This window comes from Labrys monachus (assembly GCF_030814655.1).
In the GTDB taxonomy this organism is placed as follows: domain Bacteria; phylum Pseudomonadota; class Alphaproteobacteria; order Rhizobiales; family Labraceae; genus Labrys; species Labrys monacha.
The window spans coordinates 833,723-846,841 of record NZ_JAUSVK010000001.1; the positions used below are offsets into that span (position 1 = coordinate 833,723).

Below are 13,119 nucleotides of genomic sequence, written 5' to 3' on the forward strand. Positions count from 1 at the left end.
CCATCAACGCTCCGGAAGGACACCATGCTGATCGCCGATCCCTTCGCTTCCATGCACCGGCCCGTCCTGTCCGGCCAGGGCGGTGCGGTGTCCGCCGCCCATCCCCTCGCCGTGGCGGCGGGACAGGAGATGCTGACGGACGGCGGCTCCGCCGTCGACGCCCTCGTCGCGGCACAGGCGGTGCTCTGCGTGCTGGCTCCCGATGCCTGCGGCCTCGGCGGCGATGCGCTCTGCCTCGTGCGGTCGGCCGACGGCGTCGTGACGGCCGTCAACGGCACCGGCGCCGCGCCGCTGGCGATGACGCAGGCGGACAATGACGGCGGCAACAGCGTGACCGTGCCCGGCATCGTCGATGCCTGGGTCACGATGAACGGCCGCTGGGGCAAGCTTCCGCTGGAGCGCCTGCTTCGGCCCGCCGTCCGGCTTGCGCGCGAGGGCATCGTCATCGGCGCCGGCCTGACGGCGGTGTTTGCCGATCATGCGGCGCGGCTGGCGAAAGGCGGGGCCGAAGCCTGGCCGATGGCCAAGGCCGCCGCGGGCACGCGGGTGAAGCAGGAGGCGCTGGCCGGCCTGCTCGAGGCGATCGGGGCCTCGGGCCGCGCCGCCTTCTATGACGGCGCCATGGCCGACCATATCGCCGCCGCCGCGGCGCGGACCGGCGGAACGCTGCACGGCGACGACCTGCGGCGCCACCACACGATGGTCCTCCCGCCGCTGACGACGCTGTGGCGCGGGCGCACCCTGCATGTCCAGCCGCCGGTGTCGCAGGGGGTGCTGCTGTCGATGGCGCTGGCCGGCGAGGAGCGGCTCGGCACGCTCGGCACCGGGCGGCAGGACCCGGCTGCCCAACGGGACCATATCGGCGTCGAACTCACGGAGAGCAGCTTCGCCTATCGCGACCGGGCGGGCGAGGGCCGCGCCCTGCTCGACATGCCGCTCCCGGTCGATGTCGACAAGGCGAGCCGCAAGGGCGGGCCGCGTGCCTATCTCCATACCGCGGGTGTCGCCGTGTCCGATGCCGCGGGCATGACCGTCTCCTCGCTGGTCAGCGTCTTCGACAGTTTCGGCTCGGCGGTGTTCGTCCCCGAAGGCGGCTTCACCCTCAACAACCGGGCCGCGGGCTTCACCGCGGCTCCCAATGACGGCGCTGGCGGCAAACGGCCGATCCACACGCTGGCGCCCATGCTGATCGAAAGCGCGGACGCCTGCGTGGCGATGGCGACGCCGGGAGCCGACGGGCAGGTCCAGACCTTGTTGCAGGTCCTGTCCGCGATCTTCGTCGAGGGCGTGGACATTGCGGCGGCGATCGCCAGGCCGCGCTGGCGCAGCGAGAATTCGCGGTTGCTGGTCGAGAGGTCCCACCCCCATCTCGCCGGCCTGGAGGCGTTCGGCCACGATGTCGTGCCGATCGACGACGGCGACCTGCGCTTCGGTGCGATCGTCTGCGCCGGCATCGAGGGCGGGCGGCCCTTCTGCTGCTCGGACTGGCGGCGCGACACATGGTCCGGCGTGGTGTGAGGGCGGCGTCCGCTCTCAGCGCGGAAGAATTCCCCGGGTGAACATGCCCAGGCAGTTGCGCAGGTAGCGGATGCGTTCCTGACGCTCGGGCCAGCCGAAGTCGGCCTGGGGTTTCAGGACGAGCGCACCGAACACCAGGTCCATCAAAGCCTTGGCCGCATCATGGGCATCGGGCAGGTCGATGCGGCCCCTGGCCTTCTGCCGTTCCAGCCACCCGGCCAGTTCCTGGCGCGACCGGTCCGCTCCCCGCTCGCGCAGGAGAGCGCCCAACTCGGGAAACTCTCGCCCCTCGACGACCACGAAGCGGATCAGCGCCATGCGCTCGCGATCGGCTTCGGCCTCGATGTCGATGCGGAATATGCGGGCGAGCGCCTCGTCGACCGGGAGGTCGTCATAGTCCCCCGGCAGGGCCAGCATGTCATGGCGATGATCTTCTATGACTGCGCCGAAGACCTCGGTCTTGCCGGGGAAGAGACGGTAGAGGGTGGCCTTCGAGATGCGGCAACGGGCGACGATGTCCTCCATCGTCGTGCGGGCGTAGCCCTTCTCGAGGAACAATTCGCGCGCCCGGCGTGCGATGGCCACCGCCCGCTCCGCGTCGGACATCCGCTTGGGCCGGCCGCGTCGCGCGCCCGCTCGGGCGGATGCGGAAAAGGCCTGCTCTTCCTGCTTCTCCAGGTGCTCGGCGGCGGGCTCGTCACGATCCCCTGCGATTGACACCAGCATGCCTCCCCATATATTGGTACGGCACCGTACTATAAGTCGGAGGCCGAGGTGATCCTGTCAGTTGCGTACACCTCCGGCAGACGCCTCCGTCGCAGGCAATCCCCGGGTTCTCCTTATCGGACGGGGACCGGCGGCTGGTCCGCCGCCACCCTCCTCATAGCCGGAATGCCATCCCGCCGCGATCCCCCAAACATCCTCGGGCGCTTCGAAGCCGCCGCGATCGTGACGACAGAGCCGAGCGGTGCCCCGGCATGGCGCCCGCGGCCGTGCCGCCGCCTGGCAGGGATCGGCATTCTCATCATGAGCACAGCTCTCGCCGGCTGTGCCGTCGGGCCCGATTATCGGCAGCCTTCGCTGGCTGTCCCCGCCACATGGGGGAATGCGAAGCAGGCCAAGCCGTCCCGGCCGCCCGAACTCGCCGAATGGTGGCGGCGGCTGAACGATCCGCTTCTGAATGCGCTGATCCGCGACGCCGTGGCGGGCAATCTGGATGTCGCCACGACAAAGGCCAAGATCCGCGAGGCCCGCGCGAGCTACCGGGAGGCCGTCGGCGCGCTGCAGCCGTCGCTCGACGGCTCGGGCTCCGCGACGCGCAACAAGACGGCTGCTTCGCAGACGGGTGTGGGAAGCACCTATAATCAGTTCCAGGCGGGCTTCGATGCCAGCTGGGAACTCGACCTGTTCGGCGCCAACCACCGTGCCGCCGAGGCGGCCCGTTACGGCGTGGATGCGGCAGAGCAAGATCTGCGCTCCACGCTGCTCACGGCGATCGGCGACGTCGCCTCCAATTATGTCCAGGCGCGTGGCTATCAGGCCCGCATCGCGCTCGCCCGCCGCACCGCCGCGTCGCAACGCGAGACAGAGGCGCTCACCCGCACCAAGTTCGAGATCGGGGCGTCCTCGGCCGTCGACGCCGCCAACGCGGCCGGCCAGGCGGCGAGCACGGAAGCCGACATCCCCACGCTGGAGACCTCCTTTGCCGAGGCGGTGCACCGGCTGTCGGTGCTGACCGGCCGGCCCCCGGCGGCGCTGGCCGAGCGGCTGCGCAAGTCCGTTCCCATTCCACGGCCGAAATGGCCGATGCCGGTCGGCGTTCCCGCCGACATTCTACTCTCCCGCCCCGATGTGCGGCTCGCCGAGCGCCAATATGCGCAGTACACCGCCAAGATCGGCGAAGCGGAGGCGGCGCGCTATCCCAGCGTCAGCCTCACAGGCAGCATCGCCACGACGGGCCTGAAGCTCGGCGATGTCGGCAAGAGCTCGTCGATCAGCTGGTCGTTCGGGCCGACGCTCACGGTTCCCATCTTCAACGGCGGCCAGCTCCAGGCTGCCGTCGACGTGGCACGCGCCCAGCGGGACCAGTATTTTATCGCCTATCGCTCCGCCGTGCTGAGTGCGCTCGAAGATGTCGAGAACGCCATCGTCGCGCTCGCGCAGGAGCGCATCAGGGTCGGCAAGCTGGATGTGTCGGCACAGAACTATCGCAAGGCCGCCTCGCTCGGCCGGTCGCTCTATCAATCCGGCTCGCAGAGTTTTCTGGATCTGCTGGAGGCGGAGCGCTCCCTCTATTCGGCCGAGGACTCCCTGATCCAGAGCCAGGTTGCCATCGCCACCGACTATATCGCGCTCAACAAGGCGCTGGGCGGGGGATGGAGCGGCGCTATCGACGCCTCGAAGCCGGAAGTCATCGACGTCAATACGGGCCCGCATCAGGCGCCTTCCATTGCTTCCTCCACCCAAGCCGCCATAGAGAACTGAGCCCGCTAGGCACCGCCGAGATTGTCCGTCCCCGCAGTGCCGGCGTCCTGCGCCGTCGACAGCGATGCGGCCGGCCCTGGGGGCAACGAGGCGTGCCGATGAGGCGGGCGCCGGACGCGTGACGGCCCGTCCGGAGCAAGGTTGATCGAGATCAACGCCGCCGGGAAAACTTTCAATAATTCTCAGCCGCCGTGATGCAAATGGCGAGGCCTCTCCAGCGTGCTGGAGGGGCCGCGACGGTCACGGCGTGAAGGCAAGCCGCTGCGGATGCAATTGTTCGCTCCTGTGACCAACCAATCCTGCCGATACGGACTTTTACTGCTACTGTGCGGGCAGCAGCTTTTCCTCTCGGGCGTGCGACTCCCCTTCGTGGTTTGATCCGCATCTCATTATGCCCGAGGAGGGCTTGTGATGGTTGTTTCCAATCTCGCATACGCCGTAATCGCGACAGCCGATACGCCGTTTCACCGGACGGACAAGGGCGCCGGCCCGATACGTCCCGCGATTGCGCTCTGCGAACACGAACCAGCCATGCGCGGGGTGACGGGCGACAGGCTCGAAGCATCCATCGGCCGTGACAGCGCCGTGTTGCTTCAGAAGACGGACCCGGCCGAGCGGAACGACATCCTGGCGAGAGAAGCCGAGCATCGCCTGCTGAACGGGCTGCAACTGATGACCAGCCTGCTTTCGATGCAGAGCCGCACGACCGAAAGCGCCGAAGCGGCGAGCGAACTGGTCATCGCCGCCAACCGCGTCAACACCCTGGTTCGCATCCATCGGCATCTTCACACGCTGGATCATACCGAAACTGTCGAGTTCAAGCCATTCCTCGAAAAGCTCTGCCAGGATCTGTTCGGCTTGGTGTCTGCTCAGTTTCCGGAGCGGTCACTCGCGCTCGATGCGGCAGAACTGAGAATTCCGACTGCCAAGGCCATCCCGCTCGCCTTCGTCGCCAGCGAATTGATCACCAATTCGATCAAGCATGCGAAGGGCAGGATCGCGGTCAGCCTGCAGGCCAGTGCGGGCAAGGGGTGTGCGCTCTGCGTTTCCGATGACGGTCCGGGCCTGCCCCCGGGCTTCGATCCCGCCACCGCAAGGGGGCTCGGGATGAAGCTGATTTCCGCGTTCACCAGACAGCTCGGCGGCGAACTCCAGTTCGGCAGGGGAGATCGCGACCGGGGGGCACGCCTTACCGTGCTGTTCCAGCCGGAAGACGTCCAATCATGAACCGCAACGTTCTCTACATGGCGATCGCCGCGCTCGTCGTCGTCGGCGCGGTGCTGGGCTATCAGCTCTACCGGGAGCGCCAGGCGGCGAACGGCGTCGAAATCAGTGTCGGCAAAGACGGAATATCGATCGAGACGAAGTAGTTCGGGAATTCAGCAACGCACATCGGACAGCCTCGGCAATGGGTCGAGGGCTGCACAGGGAGATCAGTCATGTCGGTCGGCCTCATCCTCGTCATCCTCCTCGTCATCTTCCTGCTGGGCGGCTTCAGCGGCCGTTTCGGCGGCTACGGCTATGGTTTCGGCAATGGCGGCGTCGGGGTGATCGGCACCATCCTGATCATCGTCCTCATTCTGATGCTGCTCGGGCGTATTTGACCACGGGTGCGATGCCGGATGAGCCCCATGCGCCTTCACAAGGAGAACCATCTCGTCGGCCGCATCGGGTGGCTGAGGGCGGCCGTGCTGGGGGCCAATGACGGCATCATCTCGACTGCGAGCCTGATCGTGGGTGTGGCGGCGGCGGCCACGGCGCGGCACGAGGTGCTGATCGCCGGGGTGGCCGGGCTGGTGGCCGGCGCCATGTCGATGGCCGCCGGCGAATATGTGTCGGTCAGCTCGCAATCCGATACGGAACGGGCCGACCTCGCGCGCGAACGCAAGGAACTCAGCGACAATCCCGCGTTCGAACGCGATGAACTCGCCGACATCTATGTCAAACGCGGCCTCGATCCGGCGCTCGCCGGGCAAGTGGCGACGCAGCTCATGGCGAAGGATGCGCTGGAGGCCCATGCCCGCGACGAATTGGGCATCTCCGAAATGACCACTGCCCGCCCGGTCCAGGCGGCGCTGACGTCGGCCGTGATGTTCTCTGTCGGCGCGGCCATGCCGCTGCTCATGGTCGTCGTATCGCCGGCAGGCGCGCTGGTTCCCGTCGTGTCCGGTGCGTCGCTGGCCTTTCTCGCGCTGCTGGGGGCCGTGGGTGCGTGGGCGGGCGGCGCGAACATCCTCCGCGCCATGGTGCGGGTGGCCTTCTGGGGCGCCCTGGCCCTGGCTGTGACGGCCGGGATAGGAAAGATATTCGGCACGGTCATCTGAGCGGCAGCACCGCCTCGGACCTTCGGCCTGCCTCGCCGCGAGGCGGTCGCCGGATGGCTGGCCGGGCCGAGTCGTCCAAAGCCTGTCAGGTTACTGTCGAAGACGAAATCAAAACTCGAACTATGGCGCGGTTGCACAAGAGCGCCAACATTTCGCCATCGGCGGCCGTGCATCTCTTTGTCATCTGAAGGCAAGAGAGCATGAAATGAAGCGAATATATATTGTTGACGCCCAAGATGTTCGAAGAAGTAACGTTGAGTTATTTATAAAAAACGTATATTCACTGAGATATGGTGCTCATATCGACGAATTTCCTTCGAGGCTGATATCCCTCGTCGATGGCCAGGACAACGTCATCTGCGCTGCCGGCATAAGGACGGCGGACGACGGCTTTTTTTCCGAGAAATATCTCGACATGCCGATCGATACGGCGCTGAGCGCCATGTCGGGCGCGCCGATCGCGCGAAGCGAAGTGTTTGAAGTATCCACGCTCGCAAGCCGCTCGCCGAAAAATATACTGGATTTCATAAAGGTCATCATTTCGTTTGGGGAAGATCAGCGATTTCAATGGTCGTTCTTCACGTTGACCGCGCGCCTTCATAACCTTCTCATGAGGATAGGCATCGCGCCCGTCTATCTGGCCGATGCGGACAAGAGCAGGGTCTCGAATTTCGAGAGATGGGGAAGCTATTACGATTTCAAGCCGATGATCTATGCGGTTGCCGGCCCGGTCCGCATGCCGGGGCGTCCGGGAGCGATCCGCCATGCAGCTGTTTGATGCGCTGAACCTCGACGCTTTCGAGGATGGCGGGGCCGTCGCCATGAGCGATTCACAGGGACAGGTTTCGCGGGAAGAACTCCTCGCGCGCCTCGCCGGACTGGCCAGGCATATCGACCCGAAGGCGCGGGTCGTCGGGATTTTCGCCCAGAACGGCATCGATTGGGCGGTTGCCCAGCTTGGCTGTGCCCTCGCCGGCAAGATCGTCGTTCCGCTGCCGACCTTCTTCAGCGCCGCGCAGCTCGGACACATCGTGCGCGACGCCTCGGTCGACCTGATCCTGGCATCCGGGGCGACCCTTCCGCGTGCCCAGTCGGCGGGCGTTGCCACCCGCCTGATCGGCAGCTACGAGCCGCACCGGCGCCTGCCCGACATCAGGGATGGATTCGGCCAGGTCATCTACACCTCCGGCAGCACCGGCCAGCCCAAGGGCGTGCGCCATTTCAGCGGGCAGATCGCATGGTCGACGGCCGCCCTGGCGACGGCGACGGGCGCGACGGCGCGTGACTCATACCTGTCGGTCCTGCCGCTGCCGCTGCTTCTGGAGACGATCTGCGCCGTCTTCGTGCCGGTCCTGCTGGGGGCTCGCGTGCATTTCGAGACGGAACTGGCCGAGGCCGTCGGTCTCGGCAGCGCCGCCGGGCTGACGCGCGCCGTCGCCGTCCATCAGCCGACGATGTGCGTCCTCGTCCCGCAACTGCTGAAGGCCTGGACGGCGGACATGCTGTCTTCCGGCGAACGTCCGCCGGCATCGCTGCGCTATGTCGCGGTCGGCGGCGCGCCCGTCCCGGCGTCGGTCGCGGAGACGGCCTGGACGCTCGGCATCCCCGTGCACGAGGGCTATGGCCTTTCCGAATGCTGCTCCGTCGTCTCGGTCAACAGGCCGGGGATGCGCAGGGCCGGCACCGTCGGCAGGCCCCTGGAGGGGCTGCGGGTTTCCGTCAGCGGGGAGGGAGAAATCATCGTCGACGGCCCCTCGGTCACGGACGGCTATCTCGGCGGCGAGGCGCGGCTGGGTCCCTGGCGCACCGGCGATCTCGGATCGATCGACGACGAAGGCTTCCTCACGGTCCACGGCCGCCGCGACAATCTCATCGTCACCAGCTTCGGCCGCAACATCAGTCCGGAATGGATCGAGACGATGCTGCTGGGGGATGACCGCATCGCGCTCTGCGCGATCCTCGGCCATGCACGCTCAGGCCTGACCGCCCTGATCATTCCGTCCCGGAAGGGCGGCCCCTGGTTCGCGGCGGCCGGCCGGGAGGATGTCCTCGACCTCATCCGGCGATGCTGCCGCAGCGCGCCGGGATACGCGATCCCCGACGACTACCGGCTCGTTTCATTCGAGCAGGGCCTCGCCGCGAACCTCCTTTCCGACAACGGACGGATTCGACGCAAGCAGGCGGCGGCCTACGCCCTCGCCGAAGCCGAAGTCGGCTGACGTCGGCCGCACGATCAAAATTGAAGAAGGAAGACCGACAAATGCCTTTCCATGACCTGTTGTCCGCCGAAACGTCCGGGGATCGGGAAACATTCCTGAATATTCCGCTCGTCAGGAGCGCCATCGAAAAGGGGGCGACGCTCGACCTCTACCTGGCGTTCCTCGCCGAGGCCTATCATCACGTCAGGCATACCTTCCCGCTGCTGGCGCTGGCCGCTTCCAGAACCCGCGACGAGCGCTACCAGGACGCTCTCGTCGAATATATGGAGGAGGAGCGCGGGCACGAGAAATGGATCCTCAACGACATCCGCGACCTGGGCGGGGATGCGGATGCGGTGGTGAGGCGCGGCCCCGGCATGGCGTGCCGGATCATGGTCGGCTATGCCTATTACGCCATCGAGCATGTCAGCCCCTATGCGATGCTCGGCAGCGTGCATGTGCTCGAAGGCATGTCGGTCCTGCTCGCGGACCGCCTCGCCGACGCCATGAAGGCGTCGCTGCGCGTCGACAAGGAGGCGGGGTTCTCCTATCTGCGCTCCCACGGCTCGCTCGACATGGAGCATGTCGCCTTCTTCCGCAAGCTGGTCGACGGCTTCGAGGAGGCGCAAACCCAGCGGATCATCATCGAGAACTCGAAGATCTTCTACCGCCTGTACGGCGATATCTTCCGGGGCCTGGAAGGGAATGCGGAGTTCCGGCATGCCGCGTGATCACAGGCGTGTCCTGATCACAGGCGCCGGCTCGGGCATCGGGCGCGCGCTGGCGATCGAGGCATCCCGGCGCGGCATGTCGGTCGCCCTGTGCGGGCGGCGGGCCGAGGCCCTGGAAGAGACGCTCGGCCTCCTCGTCCCCGCGCCGGGGCATATCGCCATTGCAGCGGACGTCACCGCCGGGGCCGACCGCCGGCGCATCCTCGACGACCTCATGGAGGAATGGGGTGCACTCGACATTCTCGTGAACAATGCGGGGGTTCTCGAAGGAGGCGCGCTGGAGCGGATGGACGACGAGGCGCTGGCCCGCATCTTCGAGACGAACGCGATTGCCCCGATCGCCCTCGCCCGGGAGATGCTTGCGCTGCTCCAGGCGGGGCGGGCCGCGCGCATCGTCAATATCGGCTCGATCTTCGGCGATATCCCCTATCCCTTGCTGGCCGCCTATTCCGCCTCGAAATTCGCGCTGCGGGGCTTTTCCGGCGCGATCCGCCGGGAATGGAAGCCCAAGGGGATCGGGGTGACCTATGTCGCGCCTCGGGCGACCAGGACCGCGGCGCTGACGTCGCTCGGCGGCTTCATGGCCACCGCCGGCATGCGCGTCGATACGCCGGAACGGGTTGCCCGCTACGTCTGGGACTCGATCGAAAGAGGGGCCGACGCGGTCTACGCGCCGGGGCCGGAAAGATTGTTCGTCCTCCTCCAGAGGATCTTTCCGGGCCTGCTCGACCGGGCTCTCGCGCGGCCCGCGAAGCCGGTCGCCGGCTGATCCCCCTCCCATTCCCGCCCTGCATCGGAGCCGCACGCATCACCGCGCAAGCGCTCTTCAACGCCCACTCTTCGTTTCGACGCGTCTTTGCGATTCCGGGCGATTCCGCCGGATCGCAAGACCTCTCAGGGAGCACCCTCATGTCCAAGAAGTACCGCAGGAATCTGGCCGCCGCCGTCTTCCTCCTCTCATCCAGCCTGTTCGCCCTCGATGCGCGGGCATCCGACGATCGCGCCCTCGACGCCGCGGTCCATCACCTGCAGGCGCGGTGGGAGGAGATCAAGTTCGGCGTGCCGGAGGGCGACAAGCAGACCGAACTCATGGATGCCCTCGGCGAGGAGGCCGATGCGGTCGCCGCGCAATATCCGGACAGACCGGAGGCGCTGATCTGGGACGGCATCCTGACGAGCGAGCGGGCCTCGATGGCCGGCCCCTTCTCGGCGCTGGGCCTGGCCAAACGCGCCCGCGAGATCCTCGAGAAGGCCGACAGGCTCGACCCGGTGGCGCTCGATGCGGGCGCCCCGACGAGCCTCGGCGTCCTCTATTACCGGGTGCCGGGCTTTCCCATCGCCTTCGGCGACAAGGGGAAGGCGCAGCGCCTGCTCGAGCAGGCGGTCCGGACCGCGCCGAACGGGCTGGATGCCTGGTATTTCTACGGCGATTTCCTCTACAGCCAGGGAGAATACGTCCAGGCCGCGACGGCGCTGCACCACGCTTTGGCGCTGCCGCCCCATCCCGACCGCCCGCTATGGGACAAGAATCGCCGCCTCGTGATCCAGGAACTTCTCGCCAAGATCCAGGAACGGACATGAACCGGCGGCCGCGATCCTCCGCGGGCGGCCCTGGCGCCGCGGGCGCAGACGGCCCGCGTTCCCGCCTGTGGGGAGGGTTGGGCCGCCAGCTGCAGCGGCCGACGGGCCTGGCCGGCGCGCTGGTCGGCCGGCTCATGGCCGTGGTGAACCGGGAGCCGGCCAGGCTGGCCGTCGAAGCCCTGGCGATCGAACCCGGAGAGAAGGTGCTCGAACTCGGCTTCGGATCGGGCGCGAGCCTGGAGGCGCTTCTCGCCAAGGCCCAGGGTGGATGGGTGGCGGGGGTCGATCATTCCGCCGTCATGCTCGCCCAGGCGGAGCATCGGAACCGGGCGGCGATCGCCGCCCGCAGATTGGAGCTGGTCCGGGCGCCCTTCGCCGCGCTGCCCTGGCCGGAGAGCACCTTCGACAAGGCGCTTCTCGTCAACGTGCTCTATTTCTTCGACGGCGAGGGCCGCGACATGGCGGAAACCTGCCGCGTCCTGCGGCCCGGCGGCGTGGCGGCCATCTACGTCACCCGGAGGCGGACGATGGAAAACTGGCCGTTCTCCGGTGCGGATACCCACACGCTCTACGAGGAAGAGGATCTGTGCCGGCTGCTCCAGGCGGCGGGATTCGACGCCAGCCATATCCGGATGCGAAGGGTCGAGCTGATGTTCGGCATATCCGGCATCGTTGCAACCGCGCGCAAGCCGGATCGGGACGGCTGAGGGAGGCGGCGGCCTCAGCCCGAAGGGGCGGCGTCCGGCATCGATGGAAGCCGCCGCCTTCTACACCACCAGGACCAGCGATCCCGTGGTCTGCCGCGTTTCCAGGAGGCGATGGGCCTCGGCAGCCTCCGACAGGCTGAAGCGGGTGGGGGCGTCGACCCGGACGATACCCTCGCGCAGGGCACGGAAAAAGCGCTCGACATGCGGGCGCAGCCTTTCCGGCGTATCGGTGTAATGGCCGTAATTCGGGCGCGAGACGGTGAGCGATTTCGAGGCGAAGCGCCCGATGTCCCAGTCGCCGACGGGCCCCGATGCCTGGCCGAAGCTGACGAGATGACCGCGGATGGCGAGCGCCGCCAGGGAGGCGCCGAAGGTGTCGTTGCCGACGGCATCGAAGACGACGTCGGCGCCGCGCCCCTCGGTGATCCGCATCACGGCGGCGGCGAAGTCCTCCTGCGAATAGAGGATGACGTGGTGGGCGCCGTGCCGCTCGGCGATCCGGGCCTTGTCGGCGGTGGAGACGGTCGCGATCACCGTCGCGCCCAGATGCCGGGCCCATTGCACCAGCAGCTGACCCACGCCGCCGGCCGCGGCATGGATGAGGACCACGCTGCCGGGGACGAGGCGATGCACGTCGTGCAGGAGCAGGCTCGCGGTCACGCCCTTCAGGAGCCCGGCGGCGGCGATCTCGTCGGGGATGTCGTCCGACAGGTGGACCAGGAGGTCGGGTGCCATGTTGCGCCGCTCGCAATAGGCGCCGACCGGCGGACAGGCATAGGCGACGCGGTCGCCCACGGCAAAGCCCTCGACCCCCGGGCCGACCGCCTCGATGAGGCCGGCGGCCTCCATTCCTGGAATGCCCGGCGGCTTCAGGAGGTCGAAATAGCCGGTGCGGCAATAGATATCGATGAAGTTCACGCCGATGACGGTGTGGCGCAGCCGGACCTCACCAGGCGCCGGCGGCGGCAGGTCGATGGCCTGCAGCCGCAGTACCTCCGGGCCGCCATAACGCTCGACGACGATGGCGCGTGTCGGGACGGAGCCTGTCTGCGCCGGGACGGGGCGGGCGATGGCGGGCTCCGGATCGAAGCGCTGCGGCCGGCCGGCCGGAAGCGCCGGGGCGCGTGGAGCGGGCGCCGTCCGGCCGAACCGACGCTTTATCGCGACAAAGCCCGCCTGGTAGATGTCGCGCGTCACCAGGCCGACGAGTTCCTCGCGCCGGGAAGCCGGCGGATTGAAGCGTGAGGACCATTCCCAGAACGTGCGGCTGCCATCCGTCACCGGTCGCAGGCGCACCGTCGCGACATAGTCCATCAGCGGAATCGGTGCCTCGAGAAGGCAGTAGGTGAAGCTGCGGTCGGCGTCGGACAGGGACAGCAATTGCTCGCGAAGCTCGCTGCCGTCCGCCAGCCAGAAATGCCTGATCGCACCGATCGCATCCACGGGGTCGCCGTGGTCGATCTCGCTGCGCCCCACCGCCGGGTGCCAGCGGTCATGGCCGTTGAAGTCGCGGAGGATGCGCCAGACCTCGTCGACCGGCGCATCGATGATCGTGCTCTGACGGACCTGCACCATG

General features: G+C 67.5%; 14 protein-coding genes. 12 read left to right on the forward strand and 2 right to left on the reverse strand.

Annotated elements, in window-relative coordinates; genetic code table 11:
• Positions 1–24 precede the first annotated feature (24 nt).
• A complete protein-coding gene (locus J3R73_RS03665; protein ID WP_307422503.1) occupies positions 25–1,518 on the forward strand; it encodes a gamma-glutamyltransferase in 1,494 nt (497 codons plus the stop codon).
• 15 nt (positions 1,519–1,533) lie between these two features.
• Here J3R73_RS03665 and J3R73_RS03670 read toward each other — a convergent pair whose 3' ends face one another.
• Entirely contained in the window at positions 1,534–2,244 is a 711-nt protein-coding gene (locus J3R73_RS03670) for a TetR/AcrR family transcriptional regulator (RefSeq protein ID WP_307422506.1), read from the reverse strand.
• Between the two features lie 300 nt (positions 2,245–2,544).
• Between J3R73_RS03670 and J3R73_RS03675 the strand changes: the two genes are divergently transcribed.
• From J3R73_RS03675 to J3R73_RS03725, 11 genes are all read left to right on the forward strand, one after another.
• The gene (locus J3R73_RS03675; protein ID WP_307422507.1) at positions 2,545–4,002 is read left to right on the forward strand and encodes an efflux transporter outer membrane subunit; all 1,458 of its coding nucleotides are present in this window, start codon (positions 2,545–2,547) and stop codon (positions 4,000–4,002) included.
• Positions 4,003–4,413: 411 nt separating this feature from the next.
• On the forward strand, positions 4,414–5,229 hold the full coding sequence (locus J3R73_RS03680; protein WP_307422509.1) for a sensor histidine kinase: 816 nt from the start codon (positions 4,414–4,416) through the stop codon (positions 5,227–5,229).
• The gene (locus tag J3R73_RS03685) at positions 5,226–5,372 is read left to right on the forward strand and encodes a hypothetical protein (protein ID WP_307422512.1); all 147 of its coding nucleotides are present in this window, start codon (positions 5,226–5,228) and stop codon (positions 5,370–5,372) included. Before J3R73_RS03680 ends, J3R73_RS03685 begins: the two co-directional genes overlap by 4 nt.
• 69 nt (positions 5,373–5,441) lie before the next feature.
• Complete coding sequence (locus J3R73_RS03690; RefSeq protein ID WP_307422515.1) at positions 5,442–5,606, forward strand: DUF3309 family protein; 165 nt, start codon at positions 5,442–5,444, stop codon at positions 5,604–5,606.
• A gap of 18 nt (positions 5,607–5,624) precedes the next feature.
• On the forward strand, positions 5,625–6,326 hold the full coding sequence (locus J3R73_RS03695) for a VIT1/CCC1 transporter family protein (protein WP_307422517.1): 702 nt from the start codon (positions 5,625–5,627) through the stop codon (positions 6,324–6,326).
• 205 nt (positions 6,327–6,531) lie between these two features.
• Positions 6,532–7,104 carry a thermostable hemolysin gene (locus J3R73_RS03700; RefSeq protein ID WP_307422519.1) on the forward strand — a complete coding sequence of 191 codons (573 nt, stop codon included), beginning with the start codon at positions 6,532–6,534 and terminating at the stop codon, positions 7,102–7,104.
• The gene (locus J3R73_RS03705) at positions 7,091–8,545 is read left to right on the forward strand and encodes an AMP-binding protein (protein ID WP_307422521.1); all 1,455 of its coding nucleotides are present in this window, start codon (positions 7,091–7,093) and stop codon (positions 8,543–8,545) included. Before J3R73_RS03700 ends, J3R73_RS03705 begins: the two co-directional genes overlap by 14 nt.
• Positions 8,546–8,586: 41 nt before the next feature.
• Positions 8,587–9,255 carry an iron-containing redox enzyme family protein gene (locus J3R73_RS03710; protein WP_307422524.1) on the forward strand — a complete coding sequence of 223 codons (669 nt, stop codon included), beginning with the start codon at positions 8,587–8,589 and terminating at the stop codon, positions 9,253–9,255.
• Positions 9,245–10,024 (forward strand): SDR family NAD(P)-dependent oxidoreductase, encoded by a 780-nt coding sequence (locus J3R73_RS03715; protein WP_307422527.1) that lies wholly within the window; start codon positions 9,245–9,247, stop codon positions 10,022–10,024. The genes J3R73_RS03710 and J3R73_RS03715 overlap by 11 nt, the downstream gene beginning before the upstream one ends.
• 140 nt (positions 10,025–10,164) lie before the next feature.
• A complete protein-coding gene (locus J3R73_RS03720; RefSeq protein ID WP_307422530.1) occupies positions 10,165–10,836 on the forward strand; it encodes a tetratricopeptide repeat protein in 672 nt (223 codons plus the stop codon).
• Positions 10,833–11,543, forward strand: a complete 711-nt coding sequence (locus J3R73_RS03725; protein ID WP_307422533.1) for a class I SAM-dependent methyltransferase — start codon at positions 10,833–10,835, stop codon at positions 11,541–11,543. Before J3R73_RS03720 ends, J3R73_RS03725 begins: the two co-directional genes overlap by 4 nt.
• A 60-nt stretch (positions 11,544–11,603) precedes the next feature.
• Here the strand turns inward: J3R73_RS03725 and J3R73_RS03730 are convergent, their stop codons facing one another.
• Entirely contained in the window at positions 11,604–13,118 is a 1,515-nt protein-coding gene (locus tag J3R73_RS03730) for a zinc-binding dehydrogenase (RefSeq protein ID WP_307422537.1), read from the reverse strand.
• Between the last annotated feature and the right edge of the window lies 1 nt (position 13,119).

Bases quoted from the DNA above. Each gene is read 5' to 3' on its own strand.
- J3R73_RS03670 (WP_307422506.1), bottom strand. From the start codon at position 2,244: ATGCTGGTGTCAATCGCAGGGGATCGTGACGAGCCCGCCGCCGAGCAC.
- J3R73_RS03710 (WP_307422524.1), top strand. From the start codon at position 8,587: ATGCCTTTCCATGACCTGTTGTCCGCCGAAACGTCCGGGGATCGGGAA.
- J3R73_RS03685 (WP_307422512.1), top strand. From the start codon at position 5,226: ATGAACCGCAACGTTCTCTACATGGCGATCGCCGCGCTCGTCGTCGTC.
- J3R73_RS03725 (WP_307422533.1), top strand. From the start codon at position 10,833: ATGAACCGGCGGCCGCGATCCTCCGCGGGCGGCCCTGGCGCCGCGGGC.
- J3R73_RS03705 (WP_307422521.1), top strand. From the start codon at position 7,091: ATGCAGCTGTTTGATGCGCTGAACCTCGACGCTTTCGAGGATGGCGGG.
- J3R73_RS03730 (WP_307422537.1), bottom strand. From the start codon at position 13,118: ATGGTGCAGGTCCGTCAGAGCACGATCATCGATGCGCCGGTCGACGAG.
- J3R73_RS03690 (WP_307422515.1), top strand. From the start codon at position 5,442: ATGTCGGTCGGCCTCATCCTCGTCATCCTCCTCGTCATCTTCCTGCTG.
- J3R73_RS03675 (WP_307422507.1), top strand. From the start codon at position 2,545: ATGAGCACAGCTCTCGCCGGCTGTGCCGTCGGGCCCGATTATCGGCAG.
- J3R73_RS03665 (WP_307422503.1), top strand. From the start codon at position 25: ATGCTGATCGCCGATCCCTTCGCTTCCATGCACCGGCCCGTCCTGTCC.
- J3R73_RS03680 (WP_307422509.1), top strand. From the start codon at position 4,414: ATGGTTGTTTCCAATCTCGCATACGCCGTAATCGCGACAGCCGATACG.
- J3R73_RS03700 (WP_307422519.1), top strand. From the start codon at position 6,532: ATGAAGCGAATATATATTGTTGACGCCCAAGATGTTCGAAGAAGTAAC.
- J3R73_RS03720 (WP_307422530.1), top strand. From the start codon at position 10,165: ATGTCCAAGAAGTACCGCAGGAATCTGGCCGCCGCCGTCTTCCTCCTC.
- J3R73_RS03715 (WP_307422527.1), top strand. From the start codon at position 9,245: ATGCCGCGTGATCACAGGCGTGTCCTGATCACAGGCGCCGGCTCGGGC.
- J3R73_RS03695 (WP_307422517.1), top strand. From the start codon at position 5,625: ATGAGCCCCATGCGCCTTCACAAGGAGAACCATCTCGTCGGCCGCATC.